This is a genomic window from Candidatus Zixiibacteriota bacterium, assembly GCA_018820315.1.
Lineage (GTDB): Bacteria > Zixibacteria > MSB-5A5 > JAABVY01 > JAHJOQ01 > JAHJOQ01.
On record JAHJOQ010000060.1, the window covers coordinates 18178 to 38519 of the forward strand.

The 20342-nt window shown below is 51.8% G+C and carries 21 protein-coding genes; 9 read left to right on the forward strand and 12 right to left on the reverse strand.

The genetic code is table 11. From position 1 onward, the window contains the following. Positions 1 to 43 precede the first annotated feature (43 nt). From KKH67_05395 to KKH67_05420, 6 genes are read right to left on the reverse strand one after another with little or no spacing between them, the layout of a single operon-like run. Positions 44 to 325, reverse strand: a complete 282-nt coding sequence (locus tag KKH67_05395; protein MBU1318617.1) for a ferredoxin — start codon at positions 323 to 325, stop codon at positions 44 to 46. Beyond that, on the reverse strand, positions 322 to 1209 hold the full coding sequence (gene bzdQ, locus KKH67_05400) for a benzoyl-CoA reductase, bzd-type, subunit Q (protein MBU1318618.1): 888 nt from the start codon (positions 1207 to 1209) through the stop codon (positions 322 to 324). The genes KKH67_05395 and bzdQ overlap by 4 nt, the downstream gene beginning before the upstream one ends. After that, on the reverse strand, positions 1209 to 1982 hold the full coding sequence (locus tag KKH67_05405) for a CoA activase (protein MBU1318619.1): 774 nt from the start codon (positions 1980 to 1982) through the stop codon (positions 1209 to 1211). Before KKH67_05405 ends, bzdQ begins: the two co-directional genes overlap by 1 nt. Positions 1983 to 2035: 53 nt before the next feature. Beyond that, positions 2036 to 3361 carry a benzoyl-CoA reductase, bzd-type, subunit O gene (bzdO, locus tag KKH67_05410; GenBank protein MBU1318620.1) on the reverse strand — a complete coding sequence of 442 codons (1326 nt, stop codon included), beginning with the start codon at positions 3359 to 3361 and terminating at the stop codon, positions 2036 to 2038. Positions 3362 to 3384: 23 nt separating this feature from the next. After that, positions 3385 to 4509, reverse strand: coding sequence for a benzoyl-CoA reductase, bzd-type, subunit N (gene bzdN, locus KKH67_05415; protein MBU1318621.1), 1125 nt, complete (start codon positions 4507 to 4509; stop codon positions 3385 to 3387). A 7-nt stretch (positions 4510 to 4516) separates the two neighbouring features. Then, positions 4517 to 5143 (reverse strand): TetR/AcrR family transcriptional regulator, encoded by a 627-nt coding sequence (locus tag KKH67_05420; GenBank protein MBU1318622.1) that lies wholly within the window; start codon positions 5141 to 5143, stop codon positions 4517 to 4519. 293 nt (positions 5144 to 5436) lie between these two features. Between KKH67_05420 and KKH67_05425 the strand changes: the two genes are divergently transcribed. Genes KKH67_05425 through KKH67_05435 form a run of 3 tightly spaced genes read left to right on the forward strand, consistent with a single transcriptional unit; the run spans position 5437 to position 9310 of the window. Next, positions 5437 to 6471, forward strand: a complete 1035-nt coding sequence (locus KKH67_05425) for an FAD binding domain-containing protein (GenBank protein MBU1318623.1) — start codon at positions 5437 to 5439, stop codon at positions 6469 to 6471. Next, the gene (locus tag KKH67_05430) at positions 6468 to 6935 is read left to right on the forward strand and encodes a (2Fe-2S)-binding protein (GenBank protein ID MBU1318624.1); all 468 of its coding nucleotides are present in this window, start codon (positions 6468 to 6470) and stop codon (positions 6933 to 6935) included. Before KKH67_05425 ends, KKH67_05430 begins: the two co-directional genes overlap by 4 nt. After that, a complete protein-coding gene (locus tag KKH67_05435) occupies positions 6932 to 9310 on the forward strand; it encodes a molybdopterin-dependent oxidoreductase (protein ID MBU1318625.1) in 2379 nt (792 codons plus the stop codon). Before KKH67_05430 ends, KKH67_05435 begins: the two co-directional genes overlap by 4 nt. 79 nt (positions 9311 to 9389) lie before the next feature. On the opposite strand, the gene KKH67_05440 is transcribed toward KKH67_05435, so the two are convergent. Genes KKH67_05440 through KKH67_05455 form a run of 4 tightly spaced genes read right to left on the reverse strand, consistent with a single transcriptional unit; the run spans position 9390 to position 12237 of the window. Further along, a complete protein-coding gene (locus KKH67_05440; GenBank protein ID MBU1318626.1) occupies positions 9390 to 9929 on the reverse strand; it encodes a 2-oxoacid:acceptor oxidoreductase family protein in 540 nt (179 codons plus the stop codon). Beyond that, positions 9926 to 10774 carry a 2-oxoacid:ferredoxin oxidoreductase subunit beta gene (locus tag KKH67_05445; GenBank protein MBU1318627.1) on the reverse strand — a complete coding sequence of 283 codons (849 nt, stop codon included), beginning with the start codon at positions 10772 to 10774 and terminating at the stop codon, positions 9926 to 9928. Before KKH67_05445 ends, KKH67_05440 begins: the two co-directional genes overlap by 4 nt. After that, positions 10774 to 11937, reverse strand: coding sequence for a 2-oxoacid:acceptor oxidoreductase subunit alpha (locus tag KKH67_05450; protein ID MBU1318628.1), 1164 nt, complete (start codon positions 11935 to 11937; stop codon positions 10774 to 10776). The genes KKH67_05445 and KKH67_05450 overlap by 1 nt, the downstream gene beginning before the upstream one ends. Before the next feature lie 3 nt (positions 11938 to 11940). Further along, positions 11941 to 12237, reverse strand: coding sequence for a ferredoxin family protein (locus KKH67_05455; GenBank protein ID MBU1318629.1), 297 nt, complete (start codon positions 12235 to 12237; stop codon positions 11941 to 11943). A gap of 37 nt (positions 12238 to 12274) precedes the next feature. Between KKH67_05455 and KKH67_05460 the strand changes: the two genes are divergently transcribed. The 4 genes from KKH67_05460 (at position 12275) to KKH67_05475 (ending at position 14864) form a co-directional block, all read left to right on the forward strand. After that, positions 12275 to 12457: a hypothetical protein gene (locus tag KKH67_05460; GenBank protein ID MBU1318630.1), complete on the forward strand. Its 183-nt coding sequence runs from the start codon at positions 12275 to 12277 to the stop codon at positions 12455 to 12457. A gap of 138 nt (positions 12458 to 12595) precedes the next feature. After that, a complete protein-coding gene (locus tag KKH67_05465) occupies positions 12596 to 13207 on the forward strand; it encodes a nucleotidyltransferase family protein (protein ID MBU1318631.1) in 612 nt (203 codons plus the stop codon). Between the two features lie 59 nt (positions 13208 to 13266). Further along, positions 13267 to 14049, forward strand: coding sequence for an XdhC/CoxI family protein (locus KKH67_05470; GenBank protein ID MBU1318632.1), 783 nt, complete (start codon positions 13267 to 13269; stop codon positions 14047 to 14049). Then, complete coding sequence (locus KKH67_05475) at positions 14046 to 14864, forward strand: EF2563 family selenium-dependent molybdenum hydroxylase system protein (GenBank protein ID MBU1318633.1); 819 nt, start codon at positions 14046 to 14048, stop codon at positions 14862 to 14864. The genes KKH67_05470 and KKH67_05475 overlap by 4 nt, the downstream gene beginning before the upstream one ends. Before the next feature lie 126 nt (positions 14865 to 14990). On the opposite strand, the gene KKH67_05480 is transcribed toward KKH67_05475, so the two are convergent. Together KKH67_05480 and KKH67_05485 are read right to left on the reverse strand one after the other, a co-directional pair. Continuing rightward, positions 14991 to 15434, reverse strand: a complete 444-nt coding sequence (locus KKH67_05480) for a PaaI family thioesterase (protein MBU1318634.1) — start codon at positions 15432 to 15434, stop codon at positions 14991 to 14993. 103 nt (positions 15435 to 15537) lie between these two features. Beyond that, a complete protein-coding gene (locus KKH67_05485) occupies positions 15538 to 16671 on the reverse strand; it encodes an acyl-CoA dehydrogenase family protein (protein MBU1318635.1) in 1134 nt (377 codons plus the stop codon). A 230-nt stretch (positions 16672 to 16901) separates the two neighbouring features. Here KKH67_05485 and KKH67_05490 point away from each other — a divergent pair, with 230 nt between their 5' ends. Continuing rightward, positions 16902 to 19022, forward strand: a complete 2121-nt coding sequence (locus tag KKH67_05490) for an acetate--CoA ligase family protein (GenBank protein MBU1318636.1) — start codon at positions 16902 to 16904, stop codon at positions 19020 to 19022. Between the two features lie 156 nt (positions 19023 to 19178). Then, complete coding sequence (gene hisC / locus KKH67_05495) at positions 19179 to 20288, forward strand: histidinol-phosphate transaminase (protein ID MBU1318637.1); 1110 nt, start codon at positions 19179 to 19181, stop codon at positions 20286 to 20288. Positions 20289 to 20342 lie beyond the last annotated feature (54 nt).

Consider the following 20342-nt stretch of genomic DNA (forward strand, 5'->3'; position numbering starts at 1 on the left):
TCCACATCGCGGGCCAGGTCGTCATCGGACGCCATATGTCCAGTTACCAGGAGTGAGAGATCGCCCCTGGTGTACAAGCAACGACACAAGGTAGCGGCTGTCGATCGGAAACAGGCTTACAGGGAGAGCAATCGTATTTCAGTTTCTTGCGCTCATCCTCTTTTATTGCCGCCACCTCATCATCATAATCATCAACAATAATCTCGAATAACCCCGCCGGGCAGGCGCCAACGCAGCCGCGATGAGTACATTCGATGCAAAGATCGGTGTTGATGGTTATGAAAAACTCACCGCTGCCATCCATATACCCATAATTGGCTTTCACTGTGCAACCTTCTTCCGCTGCTTCTCAACTAACGCTTTCGCAAAGAGAGCGGCGCCAAGTGCCCCGGCAATCTGAGTGTCATACTTGGATTTCAGTGATGTGAGATTCAGTTCCCTTTCCAGTCGGACAACTACCCCGCTGTTCTTGGCAATACCGCCGGTTATTGCGAAGTCCTTTTCGACTCCGATTCGCTCGAGAAGCGAGACCACCCGATGTGCCATTGCAGAGCAGTATGCAGCCAGAACCCGCTTTTTCGACCACCCCTCGCGTAACAGGGATGATGCCTCGGACTTGGCAAACACCACACAGGTCGAGGAAACCGGTGGCGGCTCATCATCGACATCCAACGATAAGTCACCCACTTCCTCGACAGGGACTGCCAGTAGATCAGCGAAAACCTCCATGCCTCTACCGGTGCCGGCAGCACATTTGTCATTCATCAGGAAATTGGTGACCTTGCCTTTCTCGTCGCAGCGGATCGCCTTGCAGTCTTGGCCTCCCATGTCCAGGATAGTCCGAACAGTCGGACCATACATGAGGTTACCGCCACGACCGTGACATGCGATCTCTGTTATCGCCCGATCGGCAAAAGGGACATTCACACGACCGTAACCGGTTCCCACCGTGTAATGGATATCGTCCAATGTCAAACCGGTGTTTTCCAGAGCCCAGTCCATAGCTTTTCGCGAACTATCTGGGCTATCGGAGCCGGTACGCATATTTGAGTAAGCGTAAAGCTTACCGTCCACTATCACGACCGCCTGAGAACTGACGGAACCGACATCTACTCCGGCGGAAATTGTCTCAGCGCCCTTGGGATTGATGGTCTCATCACGCCAATTGTATTCTTTCCAACGCCAAAATTCCTTCTTATCTTCCGACATCAGTGGCTCCTTTCGCCAGCGATAATCGCAGCCCCCAGCGCTCCAACATAATCCGGATCTTCCGGGACGATCACCTGGGTTTCGAGTCCACGGTTTAAAGCGTCCACGAATCCAGGATTGTGCGAGACACCACCGATCAGAGCTACTTCCTTGTTAATCCCTACCCGTCGGACCATGGAGACAATGCGACTGGCAATCGCGTCGTGAACCGCCTTGGCAATATCGTGCTTGGGTGTCTTGGCATGGACCAGCGACACCACCTCGCTTTCGGCAAAAACAGCGCACTGAGCATTCATCGGGATCGTCTTGTCCGACTTCAATGATAGTTGGCCGAATTCCTCAAGAGACACATCCAGAGCGCGCGACATCGCCTCAGCAAAGGCGCCCGCTCCGGCGGCACATTTCTCGTTAACGGCAAGATCAACCACCTTACCGTTAGCATCTATCTTGATACCCCTGCCTTCTTCAGCACCGATGTCGATGATAGTCTGTATGCCCTCGAGCAGATGGACGACTCCTCTGGCAGCAGCGCTGACATCAGTAACGTCGGAGCTTATGTTTGGCGCGACTTTTCTACCGGCGCCGGTCGAGGTGATGTGATCCATAGCTGATATCTCTATGCCGGAATCTGTAGCGGCCTTTTCAAGACACTTTTCGGCTGCAGCTACAGGTTCAAAACCAGTAGCACCAATTGCCTTGCCCCGGATCACTCCGTCCTTTAAGACGACTACCTTCACATATTTGGAGCCCATGTCTATTCCAGCAGTGATCATTATTCCTCCTCTAATTAGATCCTTGGCTCTGACTGAGTCTGTAACCTGGCACACTAACTGGACTGTACAGCACCGGCAGGTTTGTCCAACATCTTCATGCCCAGGGTCTCCATGAAAGAGTCGATTCTCGACACCACTCGTTTCTCATCGAATTCCCGCTCATCTCCCATATTGCCTTCGAAAGTCATGACCGGCACTCCAGCTTCCGCGATGCCGATTCTGTTTTCCATAATTCCACAGGAGAGACCTTCACATCCTCTGTTCAGGTGCAGCATGACGCCGTCCACTTGCCATTGCTTGACGATCTGCAGCATCATCTCCGTCTTGAGATTTGGATCATAGAAATGTTGCCATTCAGGCTTAGAGAGATTCCAATCAGCCAGAACCCGCAATGCTTCGTCCCTGCTCGTGATTTTCTTACCCTTCTGCATCGGCGTTGTTCTCGGCCCCCAACTACCGTCAGGTTTACTTTCCCAGATGCCAATCAAGCCAAAGGTATATAGAGACCCAATAGAGACGGCGCCGAATTGCTCAAGGTAACGAAAGACTTTGAGGAAACCCCATGGCGGCTGTGTATCCGACATCAGTCTGCATCTTTCGTCGGGTATGGCGGCAATCTGGTTGTCGACGCGATACTTGACTTCGTCGCGAAGCTCCTCATAGAAATCCGCTATTTCTTTGGAATGCTTGGCCAAAGTGCCATGGACGTAGAGAGAATACATCGTCTTTTCATCCAGAGGCGCGGGCTTGGCCATATTGAGGCAGCATACCTCAGCCCACGCAGACGTGCATCGGGTTTCGTTTTCTACCGCCTCGATCAAGAGTTCGTCCTGATACTTGCGCCCGGTGATTTTCTCCAGCCACTCGATCGATTCGTGCATCTGATTAACAACAAACATCAACCTGTTCTCGTCCAGGTCTTTGTAAGGGCCGACCGAGACATCAATACAGAAATAGGGAATGTTCTTGTATTCGGCTACGTGCTGATACCACTTGCCGTGGCTGCAGCAGATATGGTCCTGGAAGCAGAAATCAGGATTAGGGTATTCTCCTCCAAAGGCATACTTGCTAAGGTACATTGATCCCCAGTAGTTTCGCATGTAGCTACAGAGGTCACGAGCCCATCCTTTCGCCTCCGCTGCTTCCAGGCATTCCAGAGACAGCTCCCGGTTGAAAGCAAGGGACGCTCCATATGGCTCGCCGGTGATGTGATAGACATCCCGGCCCAGACCTGCCGGTATGGCGTCAAAGGCCCAAGCGCCGCCTGTCCAGCGGATACCGCCCTTACTGTGAGCCTCCTGATAGTCCTTATAATACTTGAGCCGCAATTCCTTGGCTTTCTTCCAGCACCGCAAAGGCTCAGTCTTGTACATAGTCATTGTTCTCCTCTTCGCTATTCGGATCAAAACAGCTCTTCTACACCCAGCATCTCCAGAAAAGCCTCCACCCTGATTCGCATCTGTCCCACGGGCACAGTTACATCGAACTCAAGGAATAAGGTCGGGTAACCATTACTGTTGAGATAGTCTTTCAGAGGTACCATATCGGCCTCATGTGGATCACAGAATTTCTGTTGTATGAGAATGATTCCATCGACTTTGAATTCCTTTGCGAGATTCAGGATGTGAGGCAACCTGGTACGCTCCTCCCAATCCTTAGTCGGACAGGGCGGTCGGTTGATATACCTGGTGGCGATGTCCGGGAGCACATTGCCGGTGAACTCTGTTAGATTCCAGAAGTAGCGGGAGCCGGTGCAATGGTCATCTACCACTATAGTGCTTCCCACCGATTCCACCATCTTGACGAACTCCGTATCATCATCTTCAGATCCGACTATCATCAGACGCACTCCCGTCTCACGATCGAGCTTCCGCGACTTTAGATCCGGCAGGATGCGCGTTAGTTCAGCGTTATGTTCCTTCTTGTCAACAAAGAACGATGAGGCAACCATGACCATCGCGTCCAGGCCGGTCAGGGGAGGATTCGACTGCTTGCGCAGATCATAAACCTCGCGCATCAAACGGCGGTTCTCATTGTACAGTTCAGCCGTTTCCCGCAGTGACTCATCGGTAATCTTGCGCCCAGTCCATTTCTCCAGCGATTTCCTGAACTTCACCAACTCTTCCGAATAGTAGGAATAGGCATGATCCGTCTGAACCTTGTTTGGCATATACAGATAGAACGAATAGTCAACCGGCACATGGTTCTTCCAGGAAGTATACGACTGTCTCAAGTGTAGGCAGGATTGAGCCAGAGTGATGCCCTTCATGTAATCATATCGGCCTTTCAGCCCCTGAGCCAGGACATCGCGACAAAATGGACAGAACATGCCGAAGATGTGAGGTTCGGTGACGTCCTGCGGTTCATGAGAACCAAGCACTCTCACCGGCAGCAGCCCGGCAGCGTAGATCAGTTCCTCAGGAGCATAGCTGCAGAAGCAGCCCACCACTTCTCCATCGTTCTTAGCAAGCCAATCGCGAGCGTAATCATGGCGGTTTTCATACCAGTCAAAAAACTTTGCAAACATAACTTACCTATAGCTCTTGGGATTTGTTTATTCCGTTTAGTAAGACTCTCAGGTACTGAGAGGACAACTTATTGATGTCGGAGTCCTTCTCGGGATCATACCACATATATACCCAGTTCAGCGACCCGAACAGGAAGAGAGTGGTAATATCTGTTTCATGCTTTGCTCCGCGAAGCACCTCATCGATGACTCTCCTGACAAGCTGGAAGTACTCCTGACGTATCTTGAGAACGGTCTTGTAGTACTTACCTGACAACGATTCCATTTCATGCACACAGACTCGAAATTCATCCCTGTTCTTCACGAAAAACTGGAAATGGTTATCTATAACCGCTTTCAATCGGTCCTCAGGCGAGGAACATGTTTCGAGCCTTTCCTTGAGAAGCCTCACCAGAGTTGAGAAAGAATGATGCTGAATGGCATAAAGCAATTCATCTTTACTCTTGAAATAGTAGTAAATACCGGACAGCCCGATTTTCCCCTTGGCTGCAACATCGCGAACCGAGGCTCCCGCAAAGCCGTCTCTGGCAATGACTTTCGAAGCTGCTTTCAATATCAACGACAGTCGCTTTTCGTACTTGTCATGGTGCCGTACTGAAGGCTTTGATTTTGTACCTGATGAGTGGGTAGCCAATTCTGACCTCTATGAATCGAACGTCCGTTCGAATAATACCGAGTATTGTCCGGCCAGTCAAGTAGAAAATGGAGGATAATCGAAATTTACCGTGTTGCAGTGTTTCTGCAGCCGAGAAAGCTGAAAACTCTGTCAGGTGAAACTCACCCGACAGTACGGCTGGATACATCTGACGAAACCACAGACTCCGACAGTCAGTTTGCCGTTGCCAAACAGATTAAATGCTTCTATATTTCAGATTCTGAATGTTGAGGATGAGTAGTAGACGGATTCAGTGAAATTGGTGACCGTAGATGATTCTTCCCCGTTTTGATGTCCTCGTACCGGAAACGGTGGATGAAGCTTGCGCCATGCTATCCGACCATGCCGATGAAGGTGTGCGTCTCTTAGCCGGTGGCACCGACCTTCTTGTAGACCTGCGGCGCCCGATTATTCCCCAGCATGTGCCCCGGTGTGACGGTTGCCCGACCCATCCGGAGGGAAGAGTTCTCTCTACGACCGAATGCGCACCATCTGATACTGATCCACTCATGGCTTCGGGTGGTTCTATCAGAACGGCCCTGGAGGATCCCCGACATGCGGCTCCTGCATACCTCGTGTCTCTACACAAACTGGATCAGCTAAGAGGTATTGAACGGCTGGCGGACGGTGGCATGAGAATCGGTGCTCTGACATCAATCAGTGAAATCGAGCGTTCACCTGATGTCCGTGAAGGTTGGACGGCCCTCGCTGAGGGTGCGGACAGCTTAGGTAGCCCGCTTGTACGAAACCGCGGCACCCTGGGCGGGAATATTGCCAACGCGCGTCCTGCTGCCGACATGGCTGTACCGACGATAGCTCTGGGCGGAACGCTGACATTAAGAGGATCATCGGGAACACGCAATATCCCGGCGAAGGATTTTCCAAGAGGGCCCGGACTCTCGGTCATAAAGCAGGATGAGATACTGACCGACATTCACTATCCGCCTCCTGTGCCGTATTCCGGGAGCGCCTACTATAAGCTTGCCAATCGTAAGGCACTCGAAATCTCCACAGTGGGTGTTGCTGTCTGGCTTACACTGAAGGAGCCGGGTGGTCCCGTGGCTGATGTACAGGTCGCCCTTGGTGCCGCAGGACCTGTTCCTATTCTGGCTGAGTCAGTGCGGGGAGTCCTGATCGGAAAAGTACCGAATGAGGAAACCCTTCTGCGAGCCGCACGGGCGGCCGCTGGAGATTCACGTCCCATTGATGATCACCGTGGTTCGGCCTGGTACCGAGTGCAGATGGTTGAACAACTTACGCTGCGTCTGTTGAGAGCAGTGCTCAAGCGAATTCAAGAGGGTCAATGAAGAAAATAGTATCAGTCACTGTTAATGGCGTCCTGCATGAGCTTGCAGTAGAACCCCGCCGCACACTCCTTGAGCTGTTGCGCGAGAATCTCGGTTTGACCGGGACCAAGAAGGGATGCGGAATCGGCGACTGCGGCACGTGCACGGTGCTTCTGGACGGTGTTGCCACGTTTAGCTGTCTGACACTGGCCATTCAGGCAGATGGATGTTCTGTCGAGACCGTTGAAGGGCTGGCAAGAGACGGTAAGCTGAGTCGTTTGCAGCAGGCATTCGTCGACCACGGCGCTATTCAATGCGGCTTTTGTTCGCCCGGTATGTTGATGACGGCTACTGAACTGCTACGACGCAGCAACAATCCCAACGAACAGGACATCCGCAGGGCGATTTCCGGCAATCTCTGTCGTTGCACCGGCTACCAGAAGATTGTCGAGGCTATCAAGGCTGCTTCAGAGGATACATTATGAGTAATCATCGCATCCTCAATACGCGCACCCCTCGTGTGGATGCCGCAGATAAAGCCACGGGAAAAGCGCTCTATACTGACGACCTCAAGCGGCCCTGCTTGCTGACCGGAGCTATTCTGCACAGCCCTTTGGCACATGCCCGCATACTTAATATAGATACGTCTCGTGCTGAAAAGCTGTCCGGAGTCAGAGCGGTGGTAACTCACCGCGAGGCGGGCACGACGCCTTATGGGGTCAGCCCAGCCCGTTATGATGAGACCGTTTTCTGTCACGACAAGGTGCGTTACGTTGGCGATGAGATTGCAGCTGTGGCCGCCATTGACTTGGACACAGCTCTTGAGGCCACGAGCCTGATCAAGGTGGATTTTGAAGAGTTGCCGACGGTTCTGGATGGTCGCACCGCAATGGATGAAGGGCAGCCGCAGCTCCACGAGATGTACAAGAACAACATCTGTGCCCAGGTTCACTGGCATTTCGGGGACATCGAGAAGGGGCGCCATGAATCACACCTGATTCGTACAGATCGCCTCTCGAGCAAGATGCAGGACGCCGCTTTCCTGGAACCACAGAGCATTCTGGCTGAAACGAGTTCGAGTGGTAATCTGACCATGTGGAGTTCCACACAGGCTCCTCATTACATACAGCGCACCCTGGCAATGGCTCTGAATATTCCGTTGCACAAAGTGCGAGTGATCAAACCGGCAGTCGGCGGTGGTTTCGGGCCCAAGGCCTCCTGCTCAAGCGCAGAACTGGCAACATGCCTGTTAGCCATAAAGACCGGCCAACCAGTGAAGCTCACTTTCGACCGGGAGCAGGTCTTCCTCCATTCGCGGGCCAGGCATCAGTTTTTTCACACTATGACCACCGGCGTAAAGAAGGACGGCAGCCTGGCGTTTCTCGAGCATGAGTGTGTGCTCGACGGGGGAGCTTATGCCAGTTTCGGCATTGCCACGATTTACTACTCCGGATCTCTTCTTGGCGGACCGTACCGGCTCAAGAATATGAAATACGACGGCCACCGGGTTGTTACCAATAAGCCGGCATGTGGTGCGCAGCGGGGACACGGTGCCGTCATTGCCCGCGCACTCTTTGAGGTGCAGCTTGATCGCATCGCTGAGGAACTGGGCATGGACCCGATCGAGTTGCGCCTGAAAAATGTAATGGAAGCTGGCGAGACAACCTGCAATGAATTGTTCGTCAGCAGCTTCGGCATGCGTGAGGCTCTGGAAGCGGTGCGTGATTCCGCCGCCTGGAAGAAGAAGCGTTCGTCGGGCGGCAAAACCCGCCGCGATGGGAAAGGAATAGGAGCCGCTTGCGGTTTCTTTGTCTCGGGCGCAGGGTATCCGATATATCGCTCCAGGACATATCATTGCACGGTAGTGACGAAAGTCGATGAGGTCGGCGGTGGAGTGACTGTCTCTTCGGGTGCGGCCGATATCGGTCAGGGATCGGATACTGTGCTGGCAATGATTACCGCCGAGGAACTCGGCCTATCTCTTGATGAAGTGAGAGTCCTCTCGGGCGACTCCAGCCTCAGTGTCGATTTGGGTGCCTATTCCAGTCGCACGACTCTTATGACCGGTCATGCCTGCCGCGAGGCTGCCCTCGACGTGAAAAAGCAGATTCTGGAAGCTGTGGCCGGTATGCTGGAAATACCATCCGAAACACTTGATCTTAGAGATGGGCAGGTAGTGAGTCTTGCCGGTGAACTCGATTTCTCAAAGATCAGGAAAGAATATCTCCAGGAGCATAAGGGCTTCTCGGACCTTCCTGATGCCCCACAATTGACATTTGCCGAAGCCAGCCGAATCGCATTTCTCGAACTCGGCACCATTATAGGCACGGGCAAGTATCGTCCTCCGCCATTGGGCGGTTCGTTCAAAGGAGCCAAGGTTGGTACCTCACCAGCTTTCGGTTGCTCGGCGCAGATTGCCGAGGTTACCGTTGACCTCAAGACTGGCGAAATCACGGTCGGACATATCACCGGCGCCCATGATTGTGGCTATGCCATCAATGTCACGCAGGTCGAGGGTCAGATGCAGGGTTCGATGATGATGGGCATGGGGGAGGCGCTGATGGAGCAGATAATATATGACAACAAGGGCCGAATCGTGAATGCGAACCTCGCAGAATACAAAATTCCGACCGCGCTTGACATGCCTCATCTCGATGCAATCATCATCGAATCCAACGAACCGAGTGGCCCGTACGGTGCAAAAGAGGTCGGCGAGGGAGCGATAATGCCGGTTATTCCATCCATTCTCAACGCCATCTACGATGCAACGGGAGTGCGTATCGACGAGCTACCTGTGACGCCAGAAAGGCTGATAGCAGCACTACGTTCTAAGAATGACAAACGTGAAGCAGACGCCTAACGCGCACTAACCGCCGCTGGTAATCGCTTTCATGAATCAAGGGTAATTCGGATTGCTGATAGGAGATTCTTCAGTCTGATCAATTCTCTTGCTCTGCGAGAGCCATCCCTTCCCGCATGGCATCCAGATTTAGATCCTCTGTTCCTTTGGGAACACTTAACGAGATTGCCTTCGCCAGAGCGTCCGAAGTCACAAGTTGCAGAATGGAGTTCATGTAGCCGAGTATCACCATGTTGGCGACGATCTTGCGTCCAAACTTCCTGGAAGCGATATCAGTCGCACTTATGCCATATTCGCGAATTCCCTGCGGATTGAGATTCGAATCAGGTAACACCAGATCTTTATCACAAATCAGGATCCCTCCCGGCTTCAGATCGGAGATGAACTTCTCATAGCCAGGTTGAGTCATCGAAACGAGCACATCATGCTTTGAAGGTTCCAACTCGTAAATATCGGTATCCGAGATGATCACATCTCCGCGGCATTCACCACCTCTGGATTCGCTTCCGTAGGATTGGTTTTGAACAGCTTTCTTTCCATCGAAGACAGCCGACTGCCCCACGATATAGCTGGACATGACAATCCCCTGACCACCAAAGCCGACAAACCTAATTATCAACTTTCGCTCTCCATAGCTAATTTCTCGACCTGTTCTTTGGTGAGCCTGTGTAGCTCGGTCACGAATTCAGGTCTACTCTGATCACACAACTTGCCCACGACGATCTTGTCCTGTAGTTCGTCGTCAGACATAGTCTGGGCTTTGCTGATATTGACGGATTGTTCCTTGAACTTCTTGAGGAAACTCGTTCCATTTCGCAGACCGACTCTGCGCCCGTAATTCTCGGGACATTGAGAAACGATCTCGATAAAACTGAAGCCTTTTCTGGTCATAGCGTCTTGCATGGCCTTTTGGAGCTGAAACACATGATATGTTGTCCAGCGAGAGACATAGCTCGCCCCTGCCGCAACCACGAGGTCAGCGACCTTAAAAGGCGGCTCGATATTTCTGTACGGCGTCGAAGCTGTCTTCACACCCTCAGGAGTCGTTGGCGCAGCCTGCCCGCCGGTCATGCCGTAGATCATGTTATTCACCATGAATACGGTAAGATCGATATTGCGCCTCGCTGCGTGAATCAGGTGGTTTCCTCCGATGCCGGCAATGTCTCCGTCTCCGGCAATTGCGACTACTTTCATATCAGGGCGCATGATCTTCACACCTGTCGCAAATGCGATCGGTCGGCCATGAGTGGTGTGAAGAGTATCTGATTTGAAGTAAGGACTTGGAATCCATGACGAGCAGCCGATTCCGGAGACACAAACCATCTGCGTTGGATCCAGATCTAAGCTGTCGATTGCGTTGAGGAAAACATTCAAGACAGTTCCACAGCCGCATCCTACACAGAAGCGGTGCGGCAGGCTGTCCTTCCGAACATAATCTATCAGTCTGTGCTGAAGCTGGCTCATCAAGCGATCTCCACAATAGCTCTGGTGATCTCTTCCACCGAGTGAGAGACACCTCCGATCTTGGACACAGGCACCACTTTGCAGCCGACAAATCGTTCAATCTCTCTCGATATCTGTCCCAGGTTCATTTCAGGAACCAGTATGACATCAAGGTTCTTTCCAAACTCCGCCACCTGCTTTCGAGCAAATGGCCAGATGGTGATCAACCTCATGAAATCCACGTCCACACCCTCATTTCGAGCCTCTTTAACTGCGCCATAGGCTGGTCTGGCGGTAGCTCCAAATGATATGACGCCTACACGTGCTGTGCCGTCTTTGCCAATATCAGACTCAACACGAACAATCTTCTCTCTGTTGTCATCTATCTTGCGGTATATTCTTCTCACGAGTACATCGTGTACCTCGGGAGTAGATACGTCCCGCATGCCATTTGCCAGGTGAGTAGAGCCGGTCACGTGAACATTGCTCCCCTGGCCATAGTGAATCATCCCCGGAACGAGCTCGGACCCACCGAAAATATCCTCACCGACTTGAGCCGCTTTTCTCGCTGAAAATCTGGCTTCCAAAGGTTCTGGCATTACGACGCTTTCCCGTATATGGCCGATTTCTCCATCCATCAGCATAATCACCGGAGTCCGATAGGTGTCGGCGAGATCGAAGCAATCCCTTATGAGGTCGAAGCACTCCTGCGCGGAATTCGGGGAAAGAGCTATGATATTGTGATCACCGTGTGTTCCCCACCGCGCCTGCATGACATCGCCCTGGGCAGGCTTCGTGGCCTGTCCGGTCGAGGGTCCTGAGCGCTGCACATCGACTATCACACAGGGAGTTTCGGTCATGATCGCGTATCCCAGGTTCTCCTGCATAAGTGAGAAACCGGGGCCACTTGTGGCCGTCATCGTACGCGCGTCAGTCCAGGAAGCGCCAATGATCGCAGCTATGCTCGCGAGTTCGTCTTCCATCTGAACACAGATTCCTCCCGCTTTAGGGAGTTCCCTCGCCATCAATTCAGCCACCTCGCTCGCTGGCGTAATGGGATACCCCGCAAAGAAATCGCAGCCAGAGTAAAGCGCTCCATATGCACAGGCTTCATCACCGAGCAGAAAATACGTTTTACCCGCAAGGCGATCAAGATACCGTATCCTGTTGGTGTTATCTGTCACAACCTATTTCGTTTCCGTGTTGTCAGATTTTTGTGCATACGTTATAACAATCGCCAGCTCGGGGCACAGGAGTTCACATAGCTGGCATCCTGGGCATTTCTCCATGTCGGCGACGATTGGGAGATAATAGCCACGTCTGTTCAGCTTATTAGATGCCTGGAATACGTCTACCGGGCAGAATTCGATGCAGATATCACATCCCTTACAAAGATCCCCGTCAATCTCAATTGACTCAACGCTCTTCTTGCGTTTCTTGGGTGAACTTTGAGCAGACCTGTCAAGGCAGTCTTTATTGTCCATATCGATGCAGACTCAGTCACGACCGGTCGTGACATGCATGCGATTGTTTGACACCGTACATCCCGCAGTCCGGCTAAACGGCGATTACTACATTGTAGATATAATAGATGAGTTTGGAATTTCCAACCTGCTTTTTCTGGTGAAGGCCGATGATGATTTGTCCTGCAGCCAAGGCAAATCTGGACTTGGCATCGCGATCTACCCCAGACTATCGATCTGATCGACTTGACAACGGGTTTTTGTTCATTATGTTTCTAACTGTGAGAGATTTGAAGGATTCCGAACTTGTCTCCGGCAGTTGGAGTGCGAACCCGACAGTGACTGCCCCAGTTGTTTCGATAACGGGGCTGAGCCAATTATGAACATCACCGGCATAATACTCGCTGCAGGCATGTCTTCGAGGATGGGTGCGATTAACAAGCTTCTGCTGAAGTACAGGCACCATACGATTGTGGAGGAGACCCTGGAGCAATTATCGAATTCGATGGTTGACAATATACTGGTTGTCACCGGTTTTGAAAATGATCGGATCGAAGAACTGCTGTCCAAGAAGGTGACGGACAGGATCAGCATTATCCATAACTGCGACTACCATCTCGGAAGGGCAGAATCCATCAAATGCGCAGTTGGGCTCATTAAGAACAATGTCGATGCTCTCTTGTTTATGGTGGCAGATAAGCCCGGGGTGACGAGCGATCTGATTGCTGAAGCGATTGACCGATTCAGGAAAGATCGGCCTGCCATCCTCTATGTCGAGACACCAGCCGGTCGGGGCCATCCAATTGTATTCTCGAAAGAGGTGTTTGGTGACCTACTGCATATGCAGGGCGATCATGCCGGTGACAGACTGCTCGCGAAATACAGAGACGACACTGTCAAATTGAAAGACGATGCAGAGCAAATAGATGTCGATAGTGAGGCAGATTACCAGAGATTATTGAAACAAAATGCCGGTAAGAAGGTGCGTTGAGCATTTGCCATAGCAGATCTGCTTAGCCGGTCTCTTACAGACAGGATTGGTGGGAACCTATGAGTATTTTTGAGGAAATATGTGACAGACAAAAGGCAGGGAAGCCGTTTGTACTGGCTACTATCGTCAGAACCGCTGGAGCATCGCCGCGGGCACCGGGTGCGAAAATACTGGTACACCCTGACGGGAGCATTTCAGGAACGATCGGTGGCGGAACATTTGAGAAACAGGTAATAGAAGATTCTCTTGACCTGTTAGGGTCGACAAAGAACCATCTTTTGAAGAGATACAATTTCTCGGACATCGGCGAGGACACCATAGGCATGACCTGCGGGGGGGAGGCAGAAGTATTCTTCGAGGTCAGCGCCAAACCAAAACGTCTGATAATCGTCGGAGGAGGGCACATCTGTCGGGATCTCGTGAAGCTCGCCCTTGGATCTGATTTCCAGATTACAGTTGTCGATGATCGCCCCGAGATTCTCAAGGAGTATGATCGGCCGGTTACGATCGTGCAGACTGACTCAAGCTATCAAGAGAGTTTCCCGTCTCTTGATAGCGACTCTTATGTGGTTATCGTTACCCGCTCACATAAATACGACGAACCGGTCCTGGCTCAGGCCATAAAGCAGCCTTGTGCATACATCGGCATGATAGGATCCAGGGCAAAAGTCACCAAAGTACTGGCGACTCTGGAGGAGTCGGGAGTTGACCGATCGCTTCTTGAGCGAGTACATGCGCCGATTGGCCTGGACATAAAGGGAGAGGGCCCCTTTGAAATCGCCGTCTCAATTCTTGCCGAATTGATCGCAACGAAAAATGGCAGCAGCCTGAGCGTGAGATGATCCAGCACTCTGTTCGTGGAAGGGTAGTCGTTCGCGGCGCCGGTGAGATGGCATCCGGTGTTATCCGGTGTCTGGTTATGGCTGGATTCGAAGTGATTGCCATCGAGAAACCAGCTCCAACTTGTGTCAGACGCCCCGTATGCTTTGCCGAAGCGTTCTTCGAACAGAGAGTGACTGTTGAAGGCGTCACTGCTGTTCTGGTGAACTCAACGGAGGAAGCGACAGCAATCATGGGCAGCCGATCCGTTCCCCTCCTGATCGATCCGGAAGCGAAGCAATTGCCTGCTTTGGAACCGACGGCAGTTGTCGATGGTCGCATGCGAAAACGGGATGTCGATACTGATCTTGATATAGCTCCTATTGTGATCGGTCTTGGTCCCGGGTTTGTTGCAGGTGAGAATTGTCACGCTGCTGTGGAGACGAATAGAGGAAGGGATCTTGGGCGTGTTATCTATGCCGGTCGTCCCGAACCTTATACCGGCACTCCTGCTTCTGTTAACGGTTTCAGCCACGAAAGAGTTTTACGATCTCCCGCTGATGGAGTGTTCACCACGCACTGCGAAATTACCGATCTTGTCGAATCGGGCCAGGTTATCGGTGAGGTGGATGGAATCCCGGTTGTCGGTAGGATAGATGGGATGGTCAGGGGTATGATTCGTACCGGTATGGATGTTTCTTTTGGACAGAAGATCGGCGACATTGATCCTCGATGCAGGAAAGATCTCTGCTTCAAAATATCTGACAAAGCTCATGCAATTGGCAACGCGGCACTCCAAGCGCTTACGGAATTGCGGGCTACAGTGCTCGATCACTAGGCTGCTCTAAGCTTCAGCAATTAGCTGCGAACAAACGTATTCATTTCAGCGCTGGTTAGGAGGAGAATCTAACCAGAAACGCTGTCATGGAGCGTAGCAAATCACTAATTCTGATCGAATAATCATCTATGTATCATCATCTTCTACAGACTCGCGGAGTCTGTCACTCAGCCCACTTCTGGGTCTGACATATCTGGCCGCGGCCTCGGCTACAGTTTCGCCACTTTGATTTATGGCCCTGCCATTTGTGAAATAGTCTGTCTGCTGCTCGCCAGTCCTCCAGCCTTCAAAATGTATTCTGTCACCTGTGTGAACTGGCTTTCTGAACCGAACCGTGATCTCGGCCGTTACAGCGAATATCTCCTCAGCGAGGAGCGATTTTATCATCACCTCATCGAGCAAAGTTGCGACAATGCCGCCATGGAGAATTCTCTTATAGCCGGCATACACTTCATCGGCGGTGATATCACAGAATGCCCTCTCTCCATCCCAGAAAAAGTGAGCCTTCAGACCGACCTGGTTCTTCTGCCCGCACACAAAGCATCTCGGAACCGACGCAACCTCTTTCATGATTGGATTCCCTGTCAATGTCAAACCCAAGCCGGCGAGCAGTCTGCCGGCACTTAGACGTGTTAGTTCAACTCACAAGGAAAAGGTGCTGCGATCTTATCGCTTATTTCTCTTTCTTTATGCGATACTCACCACCGATGATCATTCGCATCGCCTCGGATGTACCTTCGTAAATCCTGGTGATTCTCGCATCCCTCCAGAGTCTCTCGGCATTGTAATCCTGTGTGTAACCGTAGCCTCCGTGGATCTGAATGTTCTCATCTCCAACGAACGAGGCGACTTCGGAAGCCTTCAGCTTAGCCATAGCGGCTTCCGTTGAAAAGCGCCCTCCCTCACAGCATTTGGCAAGTGCATGATAGAGCAGGTAACGCGAAGCGTCGATTTCAACTCTCATATCGGCAAACTTGAACTGCGTTGCCTGGAAACTGGCTATCGTCTTGCCAAACTGAACGCGGTTCTGGGCGTAGTCAACCGCTTCCGAGAAAGCCTGCTCTGCCATCCCGAGAGCTCCGGCAGCAACTCCCAATCTGCCGTAATCGAGCACATTCAGACAGACCCTAAGGCCTTTCCCGGGCTCCCCGATCATGTTCTCAGCAGGAATCTTGACATCCTGAAAATGGACGCTGCATGTCTTCGAGGATTGGATTCCCATCTTCTTTTCCGGCACCCCGACCGTAAGGCCATCGGTGTCACGCTCAACAAGAAAGCCGGCAGGGCCTTTTTCGGTCTTACAGAACACAACAAAGAGTCTTGCAATATCGGCAGATGTGATGAACTGTTTCTGGCCATTGAGAATGAAAGTATCCTTGTCAGATTCGGCTTTGGCTTGTATCGAGAATACGTCTGTCCCGGCATTGGGCTCTGTGATACAGAAGGATACGATAGCACCCTTGGCTGCTTGAGGCAGGTACTTTTGCTTTTGCTCCTCGTTTCCGAAGAGCTCAATCGATTTGCAGCCGAGGCTCAGGTGCGCAGCAAACAAGGTCGCCAGTCCACCATTCGCGCGCGCAAACTCTTCGATCATACAGGCGAGCGCGAACGGGTCAACTCCCATGCCACCATACTTCTCTGGAATGGAGGAGCCGAGATAGCCAAGATCTGCCAACTCTGATATTAATTCGTCAGGCAACCCTTCCTCATCAAGTTTCCTGGTGATGGGATACACGCGTTTCTCACAGAATTCACGTGCCAGTACACCTAACTCAAGCTGTTCATCCGTTAAACTAAACGAATTCAATTTTTCCTCCTCTGGTTCAAGTCGTCCGATTCTTGATAACGAAATATACATCATCTATGGTGCCCGGGGCAAGCCCAACTCTCGGTCACGGCATAATAAACCGACTGGCATTCACTACAAGCTGACCGCGCTTCGGCGAAATGCGGATTTTTCTGATTCCCCTTGCGCGGCATGCCTTTTTTGCATAAATTCCGAAAGATTTGACCAGCAATTTCACTGATGTTTCGCATATGAAGAACAATCTCGACGGAATCTTCAAACCCAAGTCAATCGCCATAATCGGGGCATCCAGTAGAGAGGGGACGATTGGCCATCGAATCTTGCATAATCTAATCGAGTACAATTTCAACGGCATGGTTTTTCCGGTCAATCCAAAGGCCAAGGTGATCCACTCGATAAAATGTTATGCGACAATTCGGCAGATTCCGGACGCAGTCGACCTGGCCATAATAGTCATTCCGAGTGAATATGTGGCTCAGGCAGTCGAAGAGTGCGGCGAGAAGGGTGTCAAGGGCGTAGTCGTCATATCTTCCGGATTTAGAGAAATCGGAGCAGAGGGTGCGGCCAAGGAAGCCGAACTGATGCAAATCGTTCGCAAATACAATATGCGAATGATCGGCCCCAACTGCTTTGGTGTCTTGAATACGGACACCGATGTCTCGATGAATGCAACGTTTTCAAGAGCACAGCCGCTGAAAGGAAAAGTCGGATTCATGTCCCAGTCGGGGGCTTTGGGTGAAGCGATTCTCGGATATGCCGAAGAGCTGAACCTCGGATTTTCGATGTTTGCTTCTGTAGGTAACAAAGCTGATATTTCCGGCAGCGCTCTGTTGGAGTACTGGCGTGATGACCCTCAAACTGAAGTTGTCCTTCTCTATCTTGAGAGCTTCGGTAACCCCGGGGAGTTCACCCGTATTGCTCGCGAAATGTCTCGCAATAAACCTATTGTTGCTGTCAAAGCCGGGCGTACGGATGCCGGAGCCAGTGCGGTCAGTTCACATACGGGAGTACTTGCAGGATTCGATATTGGCACGGATGCGCTCTTTCAGCAATGCGGTGTCCTGCGGGCAACGTCGGTTGACGAGCTCTTTGACACTGCCGTCGCACTCGCCAACCAGCCCCTGCCTCGTGGAGACAGGATTGCAGTCATCACAAACGCGGGTGGACCGGGGATTCTTGCTACTGACGCAGTAGTGAGCCTGGGAATGAGAATGGCGCTGTTCAGTGATAGGACGCTGGAACTGCTCAGGAACAATCTCCCCGCTGTGGCTTCCGTCAACAATCCGGTCGACGTAATCGCCGCCGGCGGAGCCGATTCCTACCGAATAGCGATGGATGCTGTCCTCTCCGATGACAATGTCGATGCCGTGATAGTCATTTTCGTTCCGCCGGTGGTGGTCGATCATCGTGCGGTGATAAGCGCCATCGTTGAGATGATCGAAAAGCATGAGAATGATAAGACAGTGCTCGGCTGTTTCATGGCAGTTGCCTCGGGTGTCGCCGGCTCCGAGCAGATGGTCAAGCACAGAATACCAATTTACACATTTCCCGAGTCTGCAGCAAAGGCGATGGCCGCATTGGTTCGTCGGCGCAATTGGATTAGCAGACCGGAAAGCGAGACCGTTACTTTCTCAGTCGACAACGGTCGCGTTGCACGAATCATCGACAGCGCGATAGAGCTAAACCGCTCGACGATCGTTGGCAGTGAGGCGCTGGATCTGCTCAAAGCCTACGGTGTCAGTGTTGCGAAGTCGATCAAAGCAGAGACCTTGCTTGATGCGAAACATGCGACATCAAAGCTCGGATTACCGGTTGTCATGAAAATCGATGACCCTCAAGTTTTGCACAAGACTGACGTCGGTGGGGTGAAAACTGATCTCAGGACTGAGACTGAAGTGGCAAGAGCCTTCGAGATGATGGAACGGGAATTCAGCAAGCCTGGAGAGGAATTCACGGGGGTTTTCATGCAGGAGATGGTACAGGGTGGTGTGGAGACGATCATCGGGATGCATCAGGATCAGACGTTCGGACCTTTGATAATGTTTGGGCTTGGAGGAGTCTATGTAGAAGTAATGAAGGATGTGGCTTTCAGGATCAATCCGGTAACTCCGTATAATGCGGAAGAAATGATCAAATCGATCAAAGGCTATCCGCTTCTCACGGGCTTCCGTGACGGTCCTGCTGTTGACCTAAAGTATCTTGAGGAGACGATTCTGCGACTCTCTCAACTGGTCTCGGATTTCCCGCAGTTGGAATCGTTCGATGTGAACCCCTTTATTGTGACTACCGACCGCAAGACCTCAAGAGCGGTAGATGCCAGGTTTGTGCTTAAGGGCCACGGTTTCACTTAGGCTGCCCGTTTCAAGCTTTGCCACAGCAAGAGCAAGATCAGCTGACCGGATTGACTTGACCGACGGCTTGTAGAAGACGAACTGCATGAAGTACGCACTGTCTAGCCGGCATGTAACTGATGATTCAGAGGCGCCGCATTTGGGATGGAAGGTAATATGATTACGATACCAGAACATGTTCTGACACTCGAGCCCTACCAGGCTGGGAAGTCGATAAGTGAACTAGCGCGCGAGACAAAACTGGGCCGCATCGTCAAGTTGTCCTCCAATGAGAACCCGCTCGGCCCTTCGCCAAAGGCAGTAGCCGCTGTGCAACAGGTAACTGCCGAACTGCATCGGTACGTAGATCCCCGTTCAACCGAACTGGTGGCTGCAATTGGCGATCGATATGGCAGGAATCCATCGCAGATTGTGTGCGCTCACGGCACCGATGCCTTGTTGGGGTACATCGTCAATGCCTTTACCTCAGAGCAGGATGAAGTCTTGACCTCGGAGGGGAGCTTTGTCGGGATTTATGTCAATGTCCGCAAACTGGACCGAAAGTTGCGGTTAGTTCCACTGAGGGATTATGCCTTTGACCTGGAAGCCCTGGCCGATTCGATCTCCGCTGATACCAGGATTGTCTACCTGGCCAATCCCAACAACCCGACCGGTACAGTATTCACCGGCGACCGGTTTGAAGCGTTTATGAACCGGATACCTCAAGATGTACTGGTCATTCTTGACGAGGCCTACTACGCCTATGCCGCCGAACAGCACGACTACCGAGATGGTCTGAGCTACCACTACGACAACCTGATAGTCACGCGCTCTCTGTCCAAAGCGTATGGATTGGCTGGACTCCGGATCGGTTTTGCCGTCGGACCAGAGTATCTTATTAGTGCACTTGCTAAAGTGAAGCTTCCGTTCGAACCGAACCTGTTAGCTCAAGTGGCAGCTATAGCGGCATTAGATGACACCGAATTCCTGGATCGAACAATCGAAGCCAATCGCCGATCGCTGGCACGGTTCACATCCTGCTTTGACGATTTGGGTATCCGGTATATAAAGACAGCCGCTAATTTCGTTCTGATTTTGCTGCCGACAGAAGAACATGCTCTGCGGTTTTTTGAGCACTGTCTTGACCAAGGTCTTATTGTCAGGCCGGCCAAACCTTTTGGGATTGGCAACGGCATACGTATATGTTCCGGCACCGACGATGAAACCGCCTTCGCCGTGAACGTGATTGAGCAGATATACGCACGCTTTGAGATGAAGTTGACTTAAGCGACCTAAAGCTAAGACATACTCTGCCTGACGACATACAGCGCGCCATTTTTC